Below are 21,360 nucleotides of genomic sequence, written 5' to 3' on the forward strand. Positions count from 1 at the left end.
GACCTGGCGTCCAGGGCATCGGAAACCTCCCGGTCACGAGCGGTTTTGCAATCGAAACGCTATCCTTGCGCGCTGACTCGGCCATCCGTTGCCGACGCCCTGCAATGTGTCGTCAGTGGAGGCGGAGCGATGCCTCCGCAGCACAAGGAAATAAATACAAATGAACCTGAGTAACCCGACACTGATCACCTTCGTGATCTACATCGTGGCGATGATCCTCATCGGCTTCATCGCCTATCGCGCCACCAAGAACTTCGACGACTACATTCTCGGCGGCCGCAGCCTGGGCAGTTTCGTCACGGCGCTGTCGGCCGGTGCCTCCGACATGAGTGGCTGGCTGCTGATGGGCCTGCCCGGCGCGATCTTTGTTGCCGGCCTGTCGGAAAGCTGGATCGCCATCGGCCTCATTGCCGGCGCCTGGCTCAACTGGCTGTTCGTCGCCGGCCGCCTGCGCGTGCACACCGAGTACAACCACAACGCGCTGACGCTCCCGGACTACTTCTCCCATCGCTTCGAAGACGAGAGCCGCCTGCTGCGTATCTTCTCCGCTCTGGTGATCCTGGTGTTCTTCACCATCTACTGCGCCTCGGGCGTGGTGGCCGGTGCGCGCCTGTTCGAGTCCACCTTCGGTATGGAATACGGCACCGCGCTGTGGGTTGGCGCCGCGGCGACCATTCTCTACGTGTTCATCGGCGGCTTCCTCGCGGTGAGCTGGACCGACACCGTGCAGGCCACGCTGATGATCTTCGCGCTGCTGATCACGCCGCTGTTCGTCATCTTCTCGCTGGGCGACATGGGCGCCGTGATGGACACCATCGCCGCGCAGGATCCGTCGAACTTCGACATGTTCAAGGGCCTCTCCTTCATCGCCATCATCTCCCTGCTCGGCTGGGGGCTGGGCTACTTCGGCCAGCCGCACATCCTGGTGCGCTTCATGGCTGCCGATTCCGTCAAGACCATTCCCAACGCGCGCCGCATCGGCATGGCCTGGATGATCCTGACCCTGGCCGGCGCCGTGACCGTGGGCTTCCTCGGCATCGCCTACTTCGCCGACAACCCGGCCGTGGCCGGCGCGGTGACTGAGAATGGCGAGCGGGTGTTCCTCGAACTGGTCAAGCTGATGTTCAACCCCTGGGTGGCTGGGGTGATCCTCTCCGGCGTACTCGCGGCCGTCATGAGTACGCTCAGCGCCCAGTTGCTGGTGAGCTCCAGTGCGTTGACCCAGGACTTCTACAAGGCCTTCCTGCGCAAGGGTGCCTCGCAGACCGAACTGGTCTGGGTCGGCCGCGCCATGGTGCTGCTGATCGCCCTGATCGCCATCGGCATCGCCTCGAATCCGGAGAGCAAGGTGCTGGGCCTGGTGTCCTACGCCTGGGCCGGTTTCGGTGCGGCCTTCGGCCCGGTGGTGCTGATCTCCCTGGTATGGAAGCGCATGACCCGCAACGGCGCGCTCGTCGGCATGCTGGTTGGCGCTATCACCGTGGTGGTGTGGAAGGAGTTCATCGGCCTCGGGTTGTACGAGATCATCCCCGGCTTCATCTTCGCCAGCGTCGCGATCTACCTGGTCAGCCTCATGGACAAGGCGCCGGCAGACAGTATCCAGCAGCGTTTCGATGCGGCGGATGCGGAGTACCGCGCAGGCTGATGACGCCGTCGCCGGGCGATGCCTCGAGGGGTATCGCCCGGCCCAATCCAGCGTAGGGCGCGGGCTTGCGCCCGCCTTTGTACGAGCCCGCGTGCTGGCGATCGGTCGGGCCAGTTGGATGCGGCCGCTCGAATGGCCCATAGTGGCAAGCGTAACGGCGCCAGCGAGGTGCCGAGCAAGCCGGCTTCAGGAAAGCCAAGGAGTATTCCGATGAAAGCACTGCACCACCTGACCACCCGTACCCTGGTCGTGGCCCTGGCGGCCCTGTTGATGACCGGCTGCAGCCTGCGCCTGCCGGGCGTTGCCGTCGACGTCGGCGACCGCGACGGCCACCACGGCGGCACCCATTGCCCGCCCGGCCAGGCCAAGAAGGGCAACTGCTGATCCACTCCGTCGGGGCCGCTTGCACCGGCCCGTACCGCGCCGCTGCGTGGTCGCCACATCAGGGCCCGGCGCAATGCCGGGCCCGTCCTGCCTGATTCATCTCGCTCGTTGCTCCGACGCCATCATAAGCGGGGCCACAGTCGAGACATTCCCAGCCCTGCGGTACCGATCGTCCGCCCAACAGCCGAGGCGTTTGACAGGTCGAAACCCTCTGCCACGGTTAGCTGAGCGTGCAGTGCATCGGCTCGACCGGCCTTTGGCGCAATGCCCGCATCGCTAGAACAAGAACAACAATCAGGAGAGTCTCCATGCGTCCAAGCAACCTGGCTTCGGCCTGCGCACGCGCCCTTGCTGGCGTGATGATCCTCGGCACGATCGGCGTCGCGGCCGATGCGAACGCCCGCCCCAGACCCATCAAACCGCCGGTCTCGCACAGCGAATCTCGCGCGCAGGATTCACGTGTCTTCGTCCCCATCGTGTCACCGCTGGCCGAGCTTCCCGGCTTGCCCAGCGAACGCTGGACGGGCATCTACGAGGGCTCGTCCTACCAGATCGAGGTACCGCCGAACTGGAACGGCATGCTGGTCATGTACGCCCATGGGTTTCGTGGGCAGGGACCGGAGCTCACGGTCGGGCCGCCCCCGATCCGTCCCTGGCTGCTTCAGCAGGGCTACGCCTGGGCCGCCTCCAGCTACAGCAAGAACTACTACGATGTGCGCGCCGGCATCGAAGACACCAACGCGCTGGCGCTGGCCTTCAGTGACCTGACCGGCAAGGCTGCGCCGAGCAAGACCTATATCACCGGCCATTCAATGGGCGGCCATGTCGCGGCCGCTGCCGTCGAGGCGGAAACCTACGCGACGGCCAACAACCGCGTCGTGTACGACGGCTCGGTGCCCATGTGCGGCGTGACCGGCGACGTCTACGAGTTCGAGTACCTGATGAACTTCACCCTGGCCGCGCAACACCTGGCCGGGCAGGGGCCGACCAGCTTCCCGGCGACCGACTTCCAGGCCAAGCTGCCGCAGATCATCGGCGCGCTGTGGGACAGCTATCCCACCGATCCTTCGCCGCAAGGCGAGAAGCTCGAAGGCATTGTCCGTGAGCTCAGCGGTGGCGATCGGCCGATCTTCGCCGAGGGCTTCCGCACCAGCCTGCAGAGCGTCGTGCTCGGCACTGGCGGGCGGGACGGCACCGTCGACGGCATCCTCGCCGATTCGCTGTCCGGCAACCTCGCCACGCGCTATCAGTTCGACACGAACAAGGCGATGTCTCGCGAGGAACGCGAGTTCAACGACTCCATCATCCGCGTCATCGGCTACGCCCCGGCCAACAGCATCCGCCCGGATGGCCTGCGCTGGATTCCGGTGGTCAACGGCCAGTTCAACGTCCCGGTGGTCAGCATCCACACCCTGGGCGACCTCTACGTGCCGTTCAAGCACCAGCAGATCTACCGGCGCAACGCCGAGGCCAACGGCAACGGTGAGCTACTCGTGCAACGCGCGATCCGTGCGCCCAGCCACTGCGACTTCAGCTACCAGGAGCAGGTCGAGGCCATGGCGGACATGCTGCGCTGGGAGCAGGAGGGCATCAAGCCGGCGGGTGACGAAGTGCTGAACCCGCGTGTCGTGGCCGATCCGGCGTACGGTTGCACCTTCACTCGCAACGAAGGCGTACCGACCCGCGCGTTGCTGCCGGCCTGCCCGGAAAGCTGAGACCGGGGCTCGCCAGGGCGAGGCCCACACCTCGCCCTGGCGACCGAATGGTCCGGCGGCCGGCCGTAAGCGGGCGATCGCGTTGCCCGCTATTGCTGCACGACGTTGGCCAGGTTGCCGTTGCCGGTCTGGACAATACTGGCCGTATGGCTACCCAATGACTGCGTCAGAAAGGCCTGGTGGCCTTGCCCCGTCTGGCTGATCATCGCTTCGTTGGCCTCGAAACCCTGCGAGGCCTCGATCCGGTTGTAGTCCCCTACCTGCGCGATATCCAGCTGGTTGCCATCGCCGACCTGCGAGGTCGAGACCCGGTTGTAATCGCCTTCCGAATACCCGCTCAGGTTGCTGTTCTGCCCGACCATGTACGCGTCGAGCTCGTTTCCGCTACCGCGCTGCGTGTAAGCCAGCGCACTGTAGCCGTCCCGCGTCTCGACGCGTGCGATGTTGGCCACGCCCACCTGGTCGAGGGACACATCGGCCGCCGGGTAGCGTCCGGATATCTGCAGGATGAATGCCTGGTTGCCGGTGCCGTCCTGCTCGATTTCCGCAGCACCGCCCCCCAGACCGCCGCTGACCTGCTCCAACTGCACCTGATTAGCCGTGCCGGTCTGTTGAATGCTGGCCGTGCTGAACCCGGACTGCTCGACCTGCACGCGATTGTCTTGCCCGCTGGACACCGCCTCGAGCTGGTTGCCCACCCAGGCTTGTCTGGCTTCGAGCTGGTTGCTCGTGCCGTCCTGCTCAATGCGCGCCGTGCCGGCCAGCTCACCCAGGTAGGCCTGCTGCTCGAGCACGACGCTGTTCGACGTGCCCGCCTGGTACACCTGCGCGTCCGCCGTGCCTGGCTGGCTGCCGTTCACCTGATAGATCTCGACCGAATTGAGCGACCCGATCTGCTCGACCCGCGCCTGATCGCTCGCGCTGCTGGTCCCGGACTGGTCCGTGATCGCGCTGTTCGCAACGCCGTCCTGCGCGATGAACGATCGCTGCATGACGCCGCTCTGCGTCTGTTCCGCGCGATTGTCGAGGCCGGTCTGCTCCACCTCGGCCACATGCCCGTTGGCCAGCGCATGGCCGTTTAACGCCAGCCAGATCGCGGCGGACAAAGCGATTGATCTGTTCATTGAACTCTCCTGTTTGCATTGGATGGGCTCCGTACATCACAGGCGAAGCAAAAGGAGTGTTGTCGCGCAATCGCCCTCGCGATATAGGCTGAACGGATCAAGTGATGGGCGGTGCCGGATTAGGCCTTAAGTGGCCGTTCAGCCTCACGGCATCCTAGGAGCGGAGAATGCGTCCTCGTTCGCCCGCAACGAATCCCCGAGCGCCAAGCTTCGCTTTAAGGACTCTTCGGAAGTTGGGTGGGCGAGGGAATCGAAGCCTTTTGCTTGGTGTGTCGTTCCGTCGCAAAGCGTGTCGTTATGCGGTTTCCCGGCTGACCCGCCTGCTCGTTTCGTCGCAATGCGTCACAGTGATTTCGACACTTTATCGGCACCATTCTGTTGCCACTAGCTTGCCGCAACGCTAGACCGTATCTTCCACGCCGCACGGTTCGCTCAAGGAAGACATGATGCACCAGGATGAAGATCGCCAACGTTTGCTACACCGATACAAGGCCGACTCGGCATCGCCACGTTCTGGTCGCATAGATCGCGCGTACCTAGCTTGGCTTCGCCGCCGCTTTGACGATCCTAATATTCAAGAGCCTCCGCCACCTGAGCCGGACAGTACTGAACGGCAACCTGTGAAACTGGCAGGCAAAAAGCTCTTATTTGTAACGCTGATTGCTGTCACTTTGCTGATAGGCTTTTGGACCTTGACCTTGAGCACGATTGATAAGGGCTTCATTGCTGTCGATAGTACAAAGCTGAAATTTTCAGTCAGCGGTAAGAACATATGGGCGGGCTACTTTTTCCTAGGCGCATTTTCGGCCATCGCGGTCTATGCGTGTTTCATAAATCACGCACAAAAGCCTATGTTTAAGAAGGTCGGTAACGCACTGGCGGTGATATGGGGATGCGCATTTATTTTTGTCTTGGTCCTCAGTGACTAAAAGTTGTCCAAACATAGGATTAAAGCTACTTGCCGCACGCAATACAGAAGGATAAATATGCGTCCCGTAATGAAAAATAATCCGTGGCCGCGAAGACTTCAGCATTTCCCAACGGCAGGGATGCTAATTCTCGTAGCGGTGCTATCCACCAAGCCGATTACCCTCACAGGCCTTGCTATTGCGCTGTGTACCATTCCTTTTCTTTACCTCTTTTTTTCGCTGTCGTAAATCGCTGGGCGAGAAGATTCACTGGCAGCAAATTTATGAAAATAGTTGAAATTACACTTATGATTGCCGTGGCCGCGGCTGTATATTCCACGGCGCGTTATATGAGGCCTTATATTGGTGAGCAGTTCTGCCAGTTTAAACGCTCAAGTTTAGAGAAGTGCTATCCGTGGTAAATGTGGTTACTTCGTTGCCTCCGTCGAACGCTCTGCGAACCACTCGATTTCGTCCTGGCTCATCTGACGCTGCTGGGGCGCTGTCGGTTCTGCCGCTGCGGCTTCGTAGCTTGCAACGGACGGCTGGCTAATCGGCTGAATGTGCTGTGGGTGTGCAGGCTCTGGTTTTGAATAGAGGCCTGCCGCCGATATGGATGCCTTGCTTGATCTGGTTTATGTCTAGGACTATCGGCTTTCCGAACGTCAATGCCAGTGCCCCGATAACCGCCGAACCGATCCTCAGTATCGCTAGGAATCGCCATGGTCCTTGTTTCTTCTTGCTGCGTAGATACTTGGGTGCATCGTCTCACTCTGATCTCATGTCGCGTCCTTGCTCAATGAGTTGGTGCTTAATAAACCTGTCACCTTTAGTAATGAAGCTTCCTTGCCCAAGCATTCACTTGAGTATCTGTTTACGGTCTATCTCAAAAAAGTCTGCAAGAACTCCGATAATGCTCAGTGCTTGGCTTGGCAGGGTTGATGCCGGAGGGACCTCTCGTGCGTAAGCGTTTACGTCGAAAAATTTAGCGAGATCAAACAGGGAGCTTTGTACCGCTGCTTTGGAGAAGTATTCCGCGAGGATATCTGCCTTAAGTTCTTCGGCTTGCCTCAATATTTCATGCTCCAGGGTCCGTCCGAGTTCTGGGTCAGAAACAACGGTGCTAACGAGAGAGGAAGCCATTTTCCCTACTTTCGTAGCTAAGCTTCGCCCGGCTGCTCCGTATCTAAATCCCTCATCTAGCAATCGGTAACGCTGATCATGCTCGGCTGTTACATGCTCCCTTAAAATAAAATCTAGGCAGATGGCGAGCTGAGCGATGCTTACGTATGTTATGCGCCAAGCGGTAGGGGAGTGGTTTCCTTTGGCTATTTCTGCAAAGTAATAATGTATGTCGTTAAGCCAGGCATTAGCGCCATCAAAATTAAGTGACGTGACAAGGCGTGTTTTCGCTTTTTCGTATCGCCCTCGCCAGTCACCGCCCAGCTTGCCCAGTGATGCCCGATCTAATTCATCAAGAAGCTCTTCCTCATTTATTCGGTCCAGATGGCTTCGATTGCTTTTTACGAGACGCGACAAAAACCTTCCATCAAGCACACTCACTTTATTCTGTAAGCCGAACTCTCGTACATCGGGGCGGGTGTCGTTTGTTGCGACTATGCAGCCTTCGAATTGCAATGTCTGCTGAAGTCCTTTTGCCCAAAATATGCGCTCGAGTGCTTGCGGGGTTCTCTTGTTCTTGATGTCAACATTTATCCGCTCTCTGTTTAAAGAGGAGCTCTTTCCGTACAGAAACAGATCGATGTCAGTAACATCAAAATTGTTGAATTTGAACTTGCAGCCTCTTGCAGTATAAAAGCCAATGCTTAAGAAGTAGTTTCTCAGGGCTTCTTCAGCTGCGGGGCCTTTTAGTAGTGGTTCTTTCATTGGCTTAGCCCGCCAGTTCGGATGTCGTTGAGAAGATCGCGAGTCTTGAGTTTTACAGCGTCGGTAGAGTTTTTTCGGACAACTTCCCTTGTCGCTTCTGGCGAAACATATTCCGTTATTTTTGCTCCGGGAAGTTGGGCTATCATTTCTCCGGTGATGTTTCCGCTGCGAATGACTTCAAGCGCAAGCTTTCCAACTTCGGGCTTTAAAAGCCTCATTTTGAACATGCTGCCTGACGGTATGACCTTCAACACACCTTTAAGCTCTAATGCTTGGTAGTCATTTCCAATCGCAGTCGCTGGGCCAACGGTTCCACCGTTTATAAGCTTTTCCATGAGTAGGGATATGGCTTGTATGCGCCCTCTATAATAACTGCTTACCGTCATTCCATACGTTAACGAGGCAACAAAAGCCTTTGCTAGATCTAAAGCGTCGTCGGCTATTGTGTTTGAGAATTTGGAAAATGCAGCGGGCCTAGTAACAAAGAAATTCTTTCCACTTTCGTTGCCGACAACGCTTATGTCGAATAGGCCGATTGAATGCAGGCGCGTAAAAAGCTCTGCCCCAAGGATTTTTTTGACTGAGGCGTGGGTCATGCACCCCTTGGAATCGAGTTTTTCGTTTACTTCTCTCAGAAGCTGAGCTTCTGCGACTGTAAGTGAATTTAGTATGTTGTTGGCCTTTTTTGCATCTTCTCTGCGAAATAAATTCCCGTTGAAGATAAGATTTTCTGAGGCTGACAAAGCTTCGGTATCAAAAAATCCGATGTTGCTACCTAATTTTAGCGTGGTTGTTGCTTCGAGATTGGTGAGTTTGTGCGTGTCAGAGATTAATTCGATTGCATATTTGTCTGTAATCGGTGTGTCAGAACTGATTTCAGATAGCGAGATTACAGCTTCCTCGTAGGCTTCATGGTCGGTTTCTTCGAAGATAGTGGCTGTTGAGTCTAGTACTTTTCTGCCAGTAAGCCCTAGTACTTCTATGCCTCCAGTCCCGGTAAGCACTACCCGCTGTTTTTCCAATTCGGAGACAATTACTGGTAGCTCTGTTTTGGGGCTGATATTGTTCGCCCGTGCGAGAGCATCAAGCTGCTTTGTATTAATTTGTTCTTGGTTGGCGCCTGAAATAGCAGAAAGTAAGACGCCGCATTTGCCTGCGAAGCTGATCCCGTCAAAGTCTTGGTTGGTGGTCGCTTGTATTTTACGACCATGATGGAGGAGCCACGCGCCTTTAATATTTTTTTCCATGTTTCTTCCTTGGTGTGTTCTAGCTACTTGCAACGCGTGTCGCTAGATTTTCGTTTGGAAAAAGGAGACAGATTTGGAAAAAAAAGAGGGGACAGATTTATCTTTCCGCCAAGCCCACCGCAACCCCAACCGAAACAAGCCAAACCCTAAACGAAAAAGCCCTGCAAGTGCAGGGCTTTTTTGATCTGGAGCGGGCGAAGGGAATCGAACCCTCGTCATGAGCTTGGGAAGCTCAGGTAATGCCATTATACGACGCCCGCGATGGGTGCCTTTTTACCAGAAGCGGGGGCCGAGTTGAAGCGGTTGGCGAGACTATTCGCCGGTTGGTTCAGATGGGGTCGATTTCTGCTGGCGTCAGGCGGCGGTATTGGCCGGGCGCGAGGGTGGGGTCGAGGGTGAGCGGGCCCATGCGTTCACGGTGCAGGGCGGTGACCTTGTTGCGGAAGTGGCCGAACATGCGTTTGACCTGGTGGTAGCGGCCTTCGTGCAGGGTCAGGCGCGCCTGGCGCGAGCCAAGCAGCTGGAGTTCGGCGGGCCGTGTGGTGAGGTTCTCGTAGCCGAAATACAGCCCCTGTGCGAAGCGCTCGACGCAGATCGGGTCGATGGGGTCTTCGGTTTCCACGAGATAGGTTTTGCCCAGCAGGCTTTCGGGTTGGGTCAGGCGGCGGGACCAGAGGCCGTCGTTGGTGAGGATCATCAGGCCCGTGGTGTTGAAGTCCAGCCGGCCGGCGATATGCAGCTCGGCCTTGTCAGGCTCGTTCAACAGGTCGAGCACGGTGGGATGCGCTGGATCGGCGGTGGCGCTGACGCAGCCGGCGGGTTTGTTCAGCATGTAGAAGCGTGCGGGCTTGCCGGCTTGCAACAGCTCGCCGTCCAGCTCGATGCGGTCGAACACACGGATGTCATGGGTGCCGTCGCGTACGGGCTGCCCGTTTACCGAAGCGCGGCCCGACGCCAGCAGCAGGCGTGCCTGGCGATGGCTGCAGGCGGGGAGGTTGGCGAGAAAGCGGTCGAGGCGCATCAGGGTTTTTCAGGCAGCTCACCGCGCGCGCAGCGTGGGCAGATGCAGGCTTTGTCCTGTGCATCTGCCGGAATCCGTTCGCGGGCTTCGGGCGCTATCTCGGTGGTGAAGCACCAGCATGCGTGCGTGGCGGTCGCGGGGTTGCTGAGGCTGCATTGATTCGGCTCGCCACAAATCGGGCATCGATTAGCCGGCGGCTGTAAAGGTACCTGCGCTGGCGATACGTCGTTGAAAACAGCCCCGGAATGTTCATTTAGAGCACCTGACTCGCAGGCCAGCCCGGTCCGCGTGCCCGGCTGCTTTTGCCTTGTCTTGCCTGCCTCGGTCACGTTCTTCAACGGCCTGCTGGGATCGGGCGTATGGGTCATAACCGGCTCCGGGTGGTGAAGCGGTTGGTTGGAATCGAAAAAGAAGCCCGGCATTGCGCCGGGCTTCTCATGCTACGTCATTACTTGACGCGTTGGCCGGGCTTGGCGCCGCTGTCCGGGCTGAGCAGGTAGATTTCTTCGCCACCGGGACCGGCAGCCAGCACCATGCCTTCGGAGACGCCGAACTTCATCTTGCGCGCGGCGAGGTTGGCGACGTACAGGGTCAGGCGACCTTCCAGCTTGCTTGGGTCCGGGTAGGCGCTCTTGATGCCGGAAAACACGTTGCGCTTGGCATCGCCGATGTCGAGGGTCAGGCGCAGCAGCTTGTCGGCGCCTTCGACGAACTCGCACTTCTCGATCAGCGCGATGCGCAGGTCCACGGCGGCAAAAGCGTCGAAAGCGATCTCGGCAGCCAGCGGCTCCTTCGTCAATTCACCGTTGCCAGCAGGCGCGGTGGTTTCGGTGGCGGCGAGGTCTTCCTTGGAGGCTTCGATCATGGCGTCGATTTTTGCAGGCTCGATACGGGTCAGGAGGGGGGTGAAGGCGTTCAGCTGGTGGTTGGCCAGCGGTGTCTGCAAGTCAGCCCAGCCCAGCGGCTGGACGTTCAGGAAACGCTCGGCGTCGGCGGCCAGGTTCGGCAGCACCGGCTTGAGGAAAATCACCAGCTGGCGGAACAGGTTGATACCGGTGGCGCAGATCGCCTGCACTTCATCCTGCATGCCTTCCTGCTTGTTCAGGGCCCAGGGTGCCTTGTCGGCGATCCAGGCATTGGCGCGGTCGGCCAGGGCCATGATTTCGCGCATGGCGCGGGCGAAATCGCGGGTTTCATAGGCTTCGGCGATGGAAGGCGCGGCCGCCAGGAAGGCGTCGCTGAGCTCCGGTGCGGCATTGCGATCGACCATCAGGCCACCGTTGCCCTTGTGGATGAAGCCGGCGCAGCGGCTGGCGATGTTGACCACCTTGCCGACCAGGTCGGAATTGACCTTCTGCACGAAGTCCTCGAGGTTCAGGTCCAGGTCGTCCACGCCGCGGCCAAGCTTGGCGGCGTAGTAGTAGCGCAGGTACTCGGGGTTCAGGTGTTCCAGGTAGGTGCGCGCCTTGATGAAGGTGCCGCGCGACTTGGACATCTTCTGCCCGTTCACCGTCAGGTAGCCATGTACCGCGACGGCGGTGGGCTTGCGGAAGCCGGCGCCTTCGAGCATGGCGGGCCAGAACAGGGTGTGGAAGTTGATGATGTCCTTGCCGATGAAGTGGTAGAGCTCGGTGGTCGAGTCCTTTTTCCAGAAGGCATCGAAATCCAGCTCCGGGCGGCGCGCGCAGAGGTTCTTGAAACTGGCCATGTAGCCGATCGGCGCGTCCAGCCAGACGTAGAAGTATTTGCCCGGCTCGCCCGGGATCTCGAAGCCGAAGTAGGGCGCATCGCGGGAGATGTCCCACTCGTGCAGGCCGCCGTCGAGCCACTCGGCGATCTTGTTGGCGACCGATTCCTGCAGGCTGCCGCCGCGGGTCCATTCCTTCAGCATGGCCTCGAAGTCGGGCAGCTTGAAGAAGAAATGCTTGGAATCGCGCAGCACCGGCGTGGCGCCGGAGATGGCCGAGCGCGGATTCTTCAGGTCGGTGGGCTCGTAGGTCGCGCCGCACTTCTCGCAGTTGTCGCCGTACTGGTCTTCGGCGGCGCACTTCGGGCAGGTGCCCTTGATGAAGCGGTCGGCGAGGAACATGCCCTTTTCCGGGTCGAAGTACTGGGTCACCGAGCGGGTGGCGATGTGGCCGGCTTCGTTGAGGCGGGTGTAGATCAATTCGGACAGCTCGCGATTCTCGTCCGAATGGGTCGAATGGAAATTATCGAAGTCGACGAGGAAGTCGGCAAAGTCCTTGCTGTGTTCAGCCTGGACGTTGGCGATGAGCTGTTCCGGCGTGATGCCTTCCTTCTCGGCGCGCAGCATGATGGCTGAGCCATGGGCGTCGTCGGCGCAGACATAGATGCACTGGTTGCCGCGCAGCTTCTGGAACCGCACCCACATGTCCGTCTGGATGTACTCGAGCATGTGGCCAAGGTGGATCGAACCGTTGGCGTAGGGCAGGGCACTGGTAACGAGGATCTGGCGAGCTTCGGACATTGGGAAATCTGCAGTCGGGGTGGCGAAGTGAGCGGGTAACTATAAAGGTGCAGGCGTTATTTTTCATCCGCACTGGCACGGTGGGCGCGGGTCGAATGGCGCAGTTGTTGCCGCCGGATGCCGGTATTGGGCCGCGGCGGGTGCAGCGGGGTAAGATGCCCGTCTGTTTTGGTTGGTTTTTCTTGGGAGCAGTCATGACCGTCACACGCGAAGCGGTGGAAGCCGTACTGGGTCAGTACACCGACCCTAACCTGAACCAGGACCCGGTGAGTGCCGGTTGCGTACGATCGATCGAGATCCAGGGGGATCGTGTCAGCGTGCAGCTCGAACTCGGCTATGCCGCCGGTTTGTTTCGAGGCGGCTGGGCGCAGATGCTCGCCATGGCCATCGAAGGACTCGAGGGTGTGACCCGCGCGGACGTGCAGGTCGATTGCGTGATCCGCCCGCACAAGGCGCAGGATCAGCTCGAGTCGCTGGGCAACGTGAAGAACATCATCGCCGTGGCGTCCGGCAAGGGCGGCGTCGGCAAGTCCACTACCGCAGCGAACCTGGCGCTGGCGCTGGCCCGTGAAGGCGCGCGGGTAGGCGTGCTGGATGCGGACATCTACGGACCGAGCCAGGGCATCATGTTCGGCATCCCCGAAGGCACGCGCCCGGAAATCCGTGACGGCAAGGCCTTCATCCCGCTGCAGGCGCACGGCGTGCAGATCATGTCGATGGCCTTTCTCGCCGATGACAAGACGCCCATGGTCTGGCGCGGTCCGATGGTCTCCGGCGCGCTGCTGCAACTGATCACCCAGACGGCCTGGGACGACCTCGATTACCTGATCGTGGACATGCCGCCGGGCACTGGCGACATCCAGCTGACCCTGGCGCAGAAGGTGCCGGTGGTCGGCTCCGTCATCGTCACCACGCCGCAGGACCTGGCGTTGCTCGATGCCAAGAAGGGTGTGGAGATGTTCCGCAAGGTGAATATTCCGGTGCTGGGCGTGGTGGAGAACATGGCGGTGCACATCTGCTCGAACTGCGGGCACGCCGAGCACCTGTTCGGTGAAGGGGGCGGCGAGAAGCTGGCTGGGCAGTACAACGTCGAACTCTTGGCCTCGCTACCGCTTTCCATGGCCATTCGCAGCCAGGCCGATGCCGGCAAGCCGACCGCCATCGCCGATCCAGAGAGCCAGATCGCCATGATCTATCAGCAGATGGCCCGTCGTGTTGGGGCGCGGATCGCGCAGAGCGGGCAGATCGTCGCGCAGTCGATGCCCAACATCGTCGTGACTGACGACTGAGGTCATCGACGGGGGAGGTCCTGGCCGGGCCTCCCTCCGCGCCCATGAGGGCCGATCGCTTTGTCTCGAGGCTGAATCGCAGGCAAAAAAAAGCCCCGCCGAAGCGGGGCTTTTTTCGAGAAGTGGCAGGTTAGATAACCTGAACTTCCTCAGCTTGCATGCCCTTCTGGCCGCGAGTAGCGACGAAGGAGACCTGCTGGCCTTCTTTCAGGCTCTTGAAGCCCTCGCCCTGAATGGCGCGGAAGTGTACGAAGAGGTCGTCACCGGATTGCGGAGTGATGAAGCCGAAGCCTTTTTCATCGTTGAACCACTTAACGGTACCGGTTTGGCGGTTAGACATTTGAATGTCTCCTTGAACAATGTAGATGTTTGTTGAACGGGCAAATACCCCGAACGGTGACTGTGTGCAAGGAGTTAAAGGAGTCGTAGCAATGATCGGATCGAAATCTAAACATGTAGCGATTCACGGTGACACATGCAGCAGCAGCCAACGCAAGATACTCCATTTCTGACGCAATGCGAGCATTATTTTCAGTTTCCGGTCGAAGCGTCAGATATGCGGCGCGTGGTGCCGGCGCACGGGCTTTAACCAACCCCTTGTGCTCGGTAAGATGCGCACCTTCCATTCACCGCCCAGCAGAGATCAGGACGCCCGCCCATGAGCATCAAATCGGACAAGTGGATTCGCCGCATGGCCCAGGAGCACGGCATGATCGAGCCCTATGTCGAGCGCCAGGTGCGCACCGAGGGTAATGAGCGACTGATCTCGTACGGCGTGTCCAGCTACGGCTACGACGTGCGCTGCGCGGATGAATTCAAGGTATTTACCAACATCAACTCGGCGACGGTCGATCCGAAGAATTTCGATGAGAAGAGCTTCGTCGACATCAAGAGCGACGTCTGCATCATCCCGCCGAACTCCTTCGCCCTGGCGCGCACCGTCGAGTATTTCCGGATTCCCCGCAACGTGTTGACCATCTGCCTGGGCAAGAGCACCTACGCGCGCTGCGGCATCATCGTCAACGTCACGCCGCTCGAGCCTGAATGGGAAGGCCACGTGACCCTGGAGTTCTCCAACACCACCACGCTGCCGGCAAAGATCTACGCGAACGAAGGCGTGGCGCAGATGCTGTTCCTCGAATCGGACGAGGAATGCGAAACCTCCTACCGCGACCGCGGCGGCAAGTATCAGGGCCAGCGCGGCGTGACCCTGCCCAAGGCGTGACGGCAGCCTGAGCCAGGCCCGGCACGACACACCGATGCGGATGGCGACGCTGTTGCCATCCGCATCGTCGTTTCATGGCTTACCAGGGCAGGGGCTGGCCCTGGTAGTCGATATAGCGGTGACCACCCTGGCCGCTCGCGCGGGTCACCTGCTCGACCATTCCGCGGCAGCTCGTCTCGATGTCCAGCGGCGCCTCTTCACCGCCCATGTCCGTTTTCACCCAGCCGGGGTGCATGGAGATGACGGTCAGACCTGAATCTTCGCCGAGTTCGGCCACGAACGTCCGCGTCAGGTGGTTCAGCGCGGCCTTGCTGGCGCCGTAGAGCGGCATGCCCATCCCCGGCCCGGTCTCCACGCTGCCCATGATCGACGTCATGAAGACGATCACGCCGGTATCCGGTTTGACCCGCGGCGTCATCCGCTTGGCCAGGCGCACGGGCCCGATGGCGTTCGTGACGAACAGCTGGCCGACGTCCTCGTCGCTGGCGTTGTCAACCGAGAGTTGCCGCGAACCGGAAATGCCGGCGTTGACATACAGCACGTCCAGTTCGGTGCCGGAAAGCCGTTCGTTGAGCGCCTCGACGCTGGCGGCATCGGCGATGTCCAGCGCTTCGACCTGCACGCCCGCTGCCTTCAAAGCCTCGGCCCGGCTGGGATCGCGAACGGTGCCGATCACCTTCCAGCCTTCGGCGCTGAATTGCTTGGCCAGGCCCAGGCCGAGCCCGCGTGATGCGCCGACCATCAATACAGTCTTGGACATTGCTTCGCTCTCCGTTGGGGGTGGGCTGGAGAGCATAGTCGACAACCGCCGGGGCGTGGTGGCGCCAGGCTTCAGGGACGGACTATCCGATCAATGCCCCGGTTGCCAGGGCTGGCCGAGCGAAACCGGTGCGTAGAGCCGGGTGCGGATCGCATCCCTCGACAGGATGACCAACACCAGGATGGTGGCCACATACGGCAGCATCGCCAGCAGGTTGCCGGGGATGGCGAGGCCGATGCCCTGGGCGACCAGATGCAGGATGCTGGCGAGACCGAACAGGTAGGCGCCGAGCAGCACGCGGCTGACGCGCCAACTGGCGAACACCACCAGCGCCAGGGCGATCCAGCCGCGGCCTGCGGTCATGTTTTCCGCCCACATCGGGGTATAGGCCAGGGACATGTAGCCGCCGGCGAGGCCCGCCATGGCGCCGCCGAACATGACGGCCAGGGTGCGTACGCGTAGCACCGGCAGGCCCATGGCGCTGGCCGCGTTCGGGTTCTCGCCGACGGCCTGGATGATCAGGCCGATGCGGCTTTTCAGCAGCACCCAGGCGACCAGGGCGAACAGCGCGAAGGACAGGTAGACGAGCAGATCCTGGGCGAACAGCATCCGCCCGATCACCGGAATGTCGGCGAGCAGCGGGATGGCGATCGGCTCGAACCCGGCCAGCGGCTTGCCCACCCAGCTCGCGCCAACGAAGGATGACAGGCCGACCCCGAAGATGGTCAGGGCCAACCCGGTCGCCACCTGATTGGCGTTGAAGCCCAGCGCGACCATGGCGAACAGCAGCGAGAGCAGCACCCCGGCGAGGCAGGCGAACAGCACGCCGAGCCAGAGGTTGCCGGTGGAAAAGGCGACCATGAAGCCGATCACTGCACCGAACAGCATCATGCCTTCCTGGCCGAGATTGAGGACACCGGTCTTTTCGCAGACGAGCTCGCCGAGCGCGACCAGCAGTAGCGGCGTACCGGTGCGGATCATGGCGTAGAAGATATTGGTCAGCAGGTCGATGTCCATGGTTACTCCCGGATGCCGTCTAAGACTGGAGGCATGAGGCTGGAAATAGATAGGGTTGAGGTCCGGGTCATGCCGTGGCTTCCTTCGTCGAGCGGCCCGCCTTGAGCTTTGCGATGCCCTTGAGACGCGGGCGATACAGAATCAGCACATCGCACGCCAGCAAGAAGAACAGCACCATCCCCTGGAACAGTTGGGTGATGGATTGCGGCAGATTGGCGGCCATCTGGGCGTTTTCACCGCCCAGGTACAGCAGCGCCATCAGCAGGCTGGCGAAGACGATGCCAAGCGGATGCAGCCGTCCGAGGAACGCGACGGTGATCGCCGCATAGCCGTAGCCCGGCGAGACCTGCGGCACGAGTTGGCCGATGGGGCCGGTGACTTCCGCGACACCGGCCAGGCCGGCGAGTCCGCCGCTGATCAGCAGGGTGACCCAGACGAGCCATTTGTCACGGAAGCCGACGAAGCCCGCCGCGCGCTTGTCGAGCCCCATGACCTTGATCTGGAAACCGAGAAAGCTGCGCTGCAGCAGGACCCAGACCGCGACCAGCGCCAGCAGGGCGAAGTACAGGCCGCCGTGGACGCGCAGGTCCTCGACGATCTGCGGCAGGCGGGTAGCGTCGCCGAACATGGCGGATTCCGGGAAGTTGAAGCCTTCCGGGTCTTTCAGCGGCCCGTGGACGCAGAACAGCAGCAGGTTCAACGCGATGTAGTTGAGCATGATGCTGGTGAGGATTTCGTTGGCGTTGAACGCCGTCTTCAACCAGGCGCACAGCGCCCCCCACGCCGCGCCGCCGAGGGTGCCGACCAGCAGCGTGATGACCAGTGCCCACTGGCTTTCCCATTCGATGATATTGACCGCCACGGCACTGCCGGCGAGCGCGCCGATCAGCAGTTGGCCTTCCGCCCCGATGTTCCAGATACGGGCGCTGTAGACCACCGCCAGGCCAAGCGCGCAAAGCATGATCGGCAGTGCCTTGACCAGCAGCTCGGAGAGACCGTAGAGGTCGCTCACCGGATCGATCAGCAGCACCTTCAGTGTTTCCAGAGGCGGATGGCCGAGGACCGCGAAGAGCAGTGCGCCGCTGAGCAGGGTCAGCAGGGCCGCCAGCAGCGGCGAGAACCAGAGCATGGCGCGCGACTGCTGGCCGCGCGGTTCGAGGGTTAGCAGCATTGAGGCGGTCTCGTCAGGCAGCGGGAGTGGATGCGGGAATGCGGGTATCGAACTGGCCGGCCATCCAGCGCCCGACTTCCGCCGGCGTGGTGCTCGCGGTCGGGTACTGGGCCGACAGCGCGCCGTGGCTGAGTGCGGCGATCCGGTCGCTGATCTGGAACAGTTCTTCCAGGTCCTCCGAAATCACCAGGATGGCGGCGCCGGCGTCGCGCAGCTCGATCAGCGCCCGATGGATCGCCGCGGCGGCGCCGACGTCGACGCCCCAGGTCGGGTGCGCGGCGATCAGCAGCTTGGGTTGCTGAAGGATCTCGCGCCCCAGGATGAACTTCTGCAGGTTGCCACCGGACAGGCTGGCCGCGGTGGTTTCGGCGTCCGGCGTCTTCACGGCGAAGCGCTGGATGATGCGCTCGGCGAACGCCTTGACTCGGCTGCGCTGGATCAGCCCCTTGCCCAGCATTCCGCGCTGCTGGTACGCGGTGAGCAGGGCATTGTCTGCCAGGCTCATGCTTGGCACGGCGCCGTGGCCCAGGCGCTCGGCCGGCACGAAAGCCATGCCATGGCGCCGGCGCGCGTCGGGCCGCAGGTGTGCGACCGGGTCACCGAGGAAGCGGATCGTGTCGCCTTCGCTCGGCACCAGCGGACGTTCGCCACTGAGCAGGGCGAGCAGTTCGTCCTGACCGTTGCCGGCCACGCCGGCAATGCCCACGATCTCGCCGGCGCGGACTTCGAGGTCGACCTCGCGCAGTGACACGCCGAACGGGTCGGCGTTGTGCCACGACAGACGCTCGACACGCAGGAAGGGCGCCGCGCCCTCGGCCTTTGGGTACTCCGCTTCGAGCCCTTCGGCGTCGCCGACCATCAGCCGTGCCAGTTGCAGATCCGAGCACTCGGCCGGTATGCAGTCTCCGGACACCTTGCCGCCACGCAAGACGGTGGCCGTCTGGCACAGGGCCCGTACTTCGTTGAGCTTGTGGCTGATGAACAGGATGCTGCAGCCTTCGCCGGCCAGGCGGCGCAGGGTGACGAAGAGATCATCGGCTTCCTGCGGCGTGAGCACCGAGGTGGGTTCGTCGAGGATCAAGAGTTTGATGTCCTGCATCAGGCAGCGGACGATCTCCACCCGCTGGCGCTCGCCGATCGACAGGCTGTGCACCAGGCGGTGCGGTTCGAGCGGCATGCCGTAGCGCTTAGACACCTCACGGATCTTCGGCTCCAGCTGCCTGGGTGAGCCGGCCGCGGCCCCCAGCGCGAGGGCGATGTTCTCCGCCACGGTCAGCGTCTCGAACAGTGAAAAGTGCTGGAACACCATGCCGATGCCGCGTTCGCGCGCCTGTGCCGGGTCGCGCATGACGACCGGCTCGCCCTGCCAGACGATCTGCCCGGCGTCCGGCTGCGTCACGCCGTAGATGATCTTCATCAGCGTGCTCTTGCCTGCGCCGTTCTCGCCCAGCAGCGCATGGATCTCGCCAGGTTCGATGGACAGGTCGATACGGTCGTTCGCCAGGCAGCCCGGGTACTGCTTGGTGATGCCTCGAAGCTGCAGCCGGGCGGTGGATGAGTCAGACATGAACAGGGTTCCGCTGTGATTCGTGGTCGAGAGAAAAGCAAAAAGCTGGCCAAGCAGTCAGGAAACGTCGCCCGCGCTCCGGCGAATCGGCGTGAGCCGGGCCGAACGTTCGTGGCGATGATAGTCGTTGCGCCGAAATGGTGCTTTGCCGACAGGCTGCCAGGCGTGCCGCACCGCTTCAGGGCGCCGTGCGGGGCATTGTGCTGAGTAGAGGGCGTCGCCTGCCGCTACCCTGCGCCACAACGAAAAATGCCCGCATCGGAAGGATGCGGGCATTTCATTAGCATGCTGACGGCAACCGGTTCAGGCTACCGCTGGCAGGCCGGACTTCAGGCGAAGTTCTTCGCCACGAAGTCCCAGTTCACGACGTTCCAGAACGCCTCGACGAACTTCGGACGGGCGTTGCGGTAGTCGATGTAGTAGGCGTGTTCCCAGACGTCGCAGGTCAGCAGCGGCTTGTCGCCAGCGGTCATCGGGTTGCCGGCACCGATGGTGCTCGCCAGACCGACGCTGCCGTCGGACTTCTTCACCAGCCAGGCCCAGCCGGAGCCGAAGGTGCCGATGGCGGTCTTGGTGAACTCTTCCTTGAACTTGTCGAAGGAGCCGAAGGCGGCGTTGATGGCATCAGCCAGAGCGCCGGTCGGCTGGCCGCCAGCGTTCGGGGCCATGCAGTTCCAGAAGAAAGTGTGGTTCCAGACCTGGGCGGCGTTGTTGAAGATGCCACCGGAAGAGGTCTTGATGATGGTTTCCAGGTCCTTGCCTTCGAACTCGGTACCCGGAATCAGGTTGTTCAGGTTGGTCACGTAGGCCTGGTGATGCTTGCCATGGTGATACTCGAACGTCTCGGCGGAAATGTGCGGCTCGAGGGCGTTCTTTTCAAACGGAAGCGGGGGCAATTCGAAAGCCATGGTGTATCTCCTGCTCAGGTGTCGAGGATTGATGCGGCCAGCTGGAAGGAGGCAGTTGCACTGGAGGTCAGCGCTTTGCGCCACGGATGAAACTGCACGAAGTCGTCCGTTTGCGTCTGTCTTTTCCCTTCGCTCGCTGCATGCGTGCGCAATCTCTTGGCCGTTCACGGGCGGCCGTGGTGGCGGGCTGAAGCGTTCCGCTCCATGCCCGCGAACCCGGGATCATAGCACCGGCCCTGCGGCAAAACCACGCGCCAACTGTGTGGGAAAGCCGAGCCAGAGCCTGTGAAAGCGACGGTCTGGCGGGCTGGGCCGGGGAGAACCCTCTGCGTGGACCTTCGCCTGTGGCGGTCGTTCCTCAGGAGGCGACGATGAGTTGAGCGGCGACGGCGAACATCATCGCGGCCACGCCCAGGTCAATGAGTCGCCAGGTCAGGGGACGAGCCAGCCAGGGGGCGAGCCAGGCCCCGCCGAGCGCGAGGATCATGAACCACATCGTCGAGGCGCTTGCCGCGCCGAGGGTGTAGGCGCCCGGTTCCGGTTGTTGGGCACCGAGCGTGCCGATCAGCAGGACGGTGTCCAGGTACACATGCGGGTTGAGCAGGGTCACGGCCAGCGCCGCCAGCAGCACGCGGCGCAGCGGGCGGCTGCCGTTGCGTTCGTCTTCCTTCAGGCTTTGCGGGCGAGCGGCGCGACGCAGGGCAACCACGCCGTAATACAGCAGGAACGCCGCGCCGCCCCAGCGGGTGATTTCGAGCAACAGGGGGCTGCGGGCCAGTACGGCGGCGAGGCCGAACACGCCGACACTGACCAAGATGATGTCGCACAGGATGCACAGCGCCGCGACCGGCAGGTGATGCTCGCGTCGCAGGCTCTGCGCCAGGACGAAGGCGTTCTGCGCGCCGATTGCCACGATCAGTCCTGCGGTGACGATCAACCCGTTGAAATAGCTCTGCCACATGACGCTGTTGCCTTTATCCGAAAGAGTGGCTGGCAGTTTCGGT

Annotated in this window: 19 protein-coding genes and 1 tRNA gene; 6 read left to right on the top strand and 14 right to left on the bottom strand. The window is 61.2% G+C overall.

The features are described 5' to 3' along the window. Window positions 1–160: 160 nt before the first annotated feature. The 3 genes from putP to MST27_RS16480 all read left to right on the top strand — a co-directional run bounded on the left by putP (window position 161) and on the right by MST27_RS16480 (window position 3,744). On the top strand, window positions 161–1,645 hold the full coding sequence (gene putP, locus MST27_RS16470) for a sodium/proline symporter PutP (protein WP_243607032.1): 1,485 nt from the start codon (window positions 161–163) through the stop codon (window positions 1,643–1,645). Window positions 1,646–1,855: 210 nt separating this feature from the next. Next, complete coding sequence (locus MST27_RS16475) at window positions 1,856–2,029, top strand: hypothetical protein (RefSeq protein ID WP_243607033.1); 174 nt, start codon at window positions 1,856–1,858, stop codon at window positions 2,027–2,029. Between the two features lie 308 nt (window positions 2,030–2,337). Further along, window positions 2,338–3,744 carry an alpha/beta hydrolase family protein gene (locus MST27_RS16480; RefSeq protein ID WP_243607034.1) on the top strand — a complete coding sequence of 469 codons (1,407 nt, stop codon included), beginning with the start codon at window positions 2,338–2,340 and terminating at the stop codon, window positions 3,742–3,744. An 89-nt stretch (window positions 3,745–3,833) separates the two neighbouring features. Here MST27_RS16480 and MST27_RS16485 read toward each other — a convergent pair whose 3' ends face one another. After that, window positions 3,834–4,868, bottom strand: coding sequence for a hypothetical protein (locus MST27_RS16485; protein WP_243607035.1), 1,035 nt, complete (start codon window positions 4,866–4,868; stop codon window positions 3,834–3,836). Between the two features lie 446 nt (window positions 4,869–5,314). On the opposite strand from MST27_RS16485, the gene MST27_RS16490 reads away from it, so the two are divergent. Next, window positions 5,315–5,797, top strand: coding sequence for a hypothetical protein (locus MST27_RS16490; protein ID WP_243607036.1), 483 nt, complete (start codon window positions 5,315–5,317; stop codon window positions 5,795–5,797). Window positions 5,798–6,634: 837 nt separating this feature from the next. Here MST27_RS16490 and MST27_RS16495 read toward each other — a convergent pair. From MST27_RS16495 to metG, 6 genes are all read right to left on the bottom strand, one after another. Beyond that, entirely contained in the window at window positions 6,635–7,663 is a 1,029-nt protein-coding gene (locus tag MST27_RS16495; protein WP_243607037.1) for a hypothetical protein, read from the bottom strand. Continuing rightward, complete coding sequence (locus tag MST27_RS16500) at window positions 7,660–8,910, bottom strand: hypothetical protein (protein WP_243607038.1); 1,251 nt, start codon at window positions 8,908–8,910, stop codon at window positions 7,660–7,662. The genes MST27_RS16495 and MST27_RS16500 overlap by 4 nt, the downstream gene beginning before the upstream one ends. 186 nt (window positions 8,911–9,096) lie before the next feature. Further along, window positions 9,097–9,170, bottom strand: a tRNA-Gly gene (locus MST27_RS16505). A gap of 68 nt (window positions 9,171–9,238) precedes the next feature. Then, complete coding sequence (locus tag MST27_RS16510) at window positions 9,239–9,931, bottom strand: pseudouridine synthase (protein ID WP_243607039.1); 693 nt, start codon at window positions 9,929–9,931, stop codon at window positions 9,239–9,241. Beyond that, entirely contained in the window at window positions 9,931–10,107 is a 177-nt protein-coding gene (locus MST27_RS16515) for a cysteine-rich CWC family protein (RefSeq protein ID WP_243607197.1), read from the bottom strand. Before MST27_RS16515 ends, MST27_RS16510 begins: the two co-directional genes overlap by 1 nt. Window positions 10,108–10,379: 272 nt before the next feature. After that, window positions 10,380–12,419 (bottom strand): methionine--tRNA ligase, encoded by a 2,040-nt coding sequence (metG, locus tag MST27_RS16520; protein ID WP_243607040.1) that lies wholly within the window; start codon window positions 12,417–12,419, stop codon window positions 10,380–10,382. Between the two features lie 194 nt (window positions 12,420–12,613). Between metG and apbC the strand changes: the two genes are divergently transcribed. Beyond that, on the top strand, window positions 12,614–13,708 hold the full coding sequence (gene apbC, locus MST27_RS16525) for an iron-sulfur cluster carrier protein ApbC (RefSeq protein WP_243607041.1): 1,095 nt from the start codon (window positions 12,614–12,616) through the stop codon (window positions 13,706–13,708). Between the two features lie 130 nt (window positions 13,709–13,838). Here apbC and MST27_RS16530 read toward each other — a convergent pair whose 3' ends face one another. Further along, entirely contained in the window at window positions 13,839–14,048 is a 210-nt protein-coding gene (locus tag MST27_RS16530) for a cold-shock protein (protein ID WP_037040365.1), read from the bottom strand. A 318-nt stretch (window positions 14,049–14,366) separates the two neighbouring features. Between MST27_RS16530 and dcd the strand changes: the two genes are divergently transcribed. Next, a complete protein-coding gene (gene dcd, locus MST27_RS16535) occupies window positions 14,367–14,933 on the top strand; it encodes a dCTP deaminase (RefSeq protein WP_021207353.1) in 567 nt (188 codons plus the stop codon). Between the two features lie 79 nt (window positions 14,934–15,012). Here the strand turns inward: dcd and MST27_RS16540 are convergent, their stop codons facing one another. The 6 genes from MST27_RS16540 to MST27_RS16565 all read right to left on the bottom strand — a co-directional run bounded on the left by MST27_RS16540 (window position 15,013) and on the right by MST27_RS16565 (window position 21,317). Further along, complete coding sequence (locus tag MST27_RS16540; RefSeq protein WP_243607042.1) at window positions 15,013–15,693, bottom strand: SDR family oxidoreductase; 681 nt, start codon at window positions 15,691–15,693, stop codon at window positions 15,013–15,015. A gap of 90 nt (window positions 15,694–15,783) precedes the next feature. Further along, window positions 15,784–16,710 carry an ABC transporter permease gene (locus MST27_RS16545; protein WP_243607043.1) on the bottom strand — a complete coding sequence of 309 codons (927 nt, stop codon included), beginning with the start codon at window positions 16,708–16,710 and terminating at the stop codon, window positions 15,784–15,786. Between the two features lie 67 nt (window positions 16,711–16,777). Next, on the bottom strand, window positions 16,778–17,881 hold the full coding sequence (locus tag MST27_RS16550; RefSeq protein ID WP_243607044.1) for an ABC transporter permease: 1,104 nt from the start codon (window positions 17,879–17,881) through the stop codon (window positions 16,778–16,780). 13 nt (window positions 17,882–17,894) lie between these two features. Then, window positions 17,895–19,448, bottom strand: a complete 1,554-nt coding sequence (locus tag MST27_RS16555; protein ID WP_243607045.1) for an ABC transporter ATP-binding protein — start codon at window positions 19,446–19,448, stop codon at window positions 17,895–17,897. Between the two features lie 329 nt (window positions 19,449–19,777). Further along, the gene (locus MST27_RS16560) at window positions 19,778–20,356 is read right to left on the bottom strand and encodes a superoxide dismutase (RefSeq protein ID WP_243607046.1); all 579 of its coding nucleotides are present in this window, start codon (window positions 20,354–20,356) and stop codon (window positions 19,778–19,780) included. 358 nt (window positions 20,357–20,714) lie between these two features. Beyond that, complete coding sequence (locus tag MST27_RS16565) at window positions 20,715–21,317, bottom strand: LysE/ArgO family amino acid transporter (protein WP_243607047.1); 603 nt, start codon at window positions 21,315–21,317, stop codon at window positions 20,715–20,717. Between the last annotated feature and the right edge of the window lie 43 nt (window positions 21,318–21,360).

Source organism: Stutzerimonas marianensis, from assembly GCF_022810315.1.
GTDB lineage: Bacteria > Pseudomonadota > Gammaproteobacteria > Pseudomonadales > Pseudomonadaceae > Stutzerimonas > Stutzerimonas marianensis.

What these genes read in the sequence shown, in the direction of transcription:
- putP (WP_243607032.1), top strand. Translation starts at nt 161, where the DNA reads ATGAACCTGAGTAACCCGACACTGATCACCTTCGTGATCTACATCGTG.
- MST27_RS16475 (WP_243607033.1), top strand. Translation starts at nt 1,856, where the DNA reads ATGAAAGCACTGCACCACCTGACCACCCGTACCCTGGTCGTGGCCCTG.
- MST27_RS16480 (WP_243607034.1), top strand. Translation starts at nt 2,338, where the DNA reads ATGCGTCCAAGCAACCTGGCTTCGGCCTGCGCACGCGCCCTTGCTGGC.
- MST27_RS16485 (WP_243607035.1), bottom strand. Translation starts at nt 4,868, where the DNA reads ATGAACAGATCAATCGCTTTGTCCGCCGCGATCTGGCTGGCGTTAAAC.
- MST27_RS16490 (WP_243607036.1), top strand. Translation starts at nt 5,315, where the DNA reads ATGCACCAGGATGAAGATCGCCAACGTTTGCTACACCGATACAAGGCC.
- MST27_RS16495 (WP_243607037.1), bottom strand. Translation starts at nt 7,663, where the DNA reads ATGAAAGAACCACTACTAAAAGGCCCCGCAGCTGAAGAAGCCCTGAGA.
- MST27_RS16500 (WP_243607038.1), bottom strand. Translation starts at nt 8,910, where the DNA reads ATGGAAAAAAATATTAAAGGCGCGTGGCTCCTCCATCATGGTCGTAAA.
- MST27_RS16510 (WP_243607039.1), bottom strand. Translation starts at nt 9,931, where the DNA reads ATGCGCCTCGACCGCTTTCTCGCCAACCTCCCCGCCTGCAGCCATCGC.
- metG (WP_243607040.1), bottom strand. Translation starts at nt 12,419, where the DNA reads ATGTCCGAAGCTCGCCAGATCCTCGTTACCAGTGCCCTGCCCTACGCC.
- apbC (WP_243607041.1), top strand. Translation starts at nt 12,614, where the DNA reads ATGACCGTCACACGCGAAGCGGTGGAAGCCGTACTGGGTCAGTACACC.
- MST27_RS16530 (WP_037040365.1), bottom strand. Translation starts at nt 14,048, where the DNA reads ATGTCTAACCGCCAAACCGGTACCGTTAAGTGGTTCAACGATGAAAAA.
- dcd (WP_021207353.1), top strand. Translation starts at nt 14,367, where the DNA reads ATGAGCATCAAATCGGACAAGTGGATTCGCCGCATGGCCCAGGAGCAC.
- MST27_RS16540 (WP_243607042.1), bottom strand. Translation starts at nt 15,693, where the DNA reads ATGTCCAAGACTGTATTGATGGTCGGCGCATCACGCGGGCTCGGCCTG.
- MST27_RS16545 (WP_243607043.1), bottom strand. Translation starts at nt 16,710, where the DNA reads ATGGACATCGACCTGCTGACCAATATCTTCTACGCCATGATCCGCACC.
- MST27_RS16550 (WP_243607044.1), bottom strand. Translation starts at nt 17,881, where the DNA reads ATGCTGCTAACCCTCGAACCGCGCGGCCAGCAGTCGCGCGCCATGCTC.
- MST27_RS16555 (WP_243607045.1), bottom strand. Translation starts at nt 19,448, where the DNA reads ATGTCTGACTCATCCACCGCCCGGCTGCAGCTTCGAGGCATCACCAAG.
- MST27_RS16560 (WP_243607046.1), bottom strand. Translation starts at nt 20,356, where the DNA reads ATGGCTTTCGAATTGCCCCCGCTTCCGTTTGAAAAGAACGCCCTCGAG.
- MST27_RS16565 (WP_243607047.1), bottom strand. Translation starts at nt 21,317, where the DNA reads ATGTGGCAGAGCTATTTCAACGGGTTGATCGTCACCGCAGGACTGATC.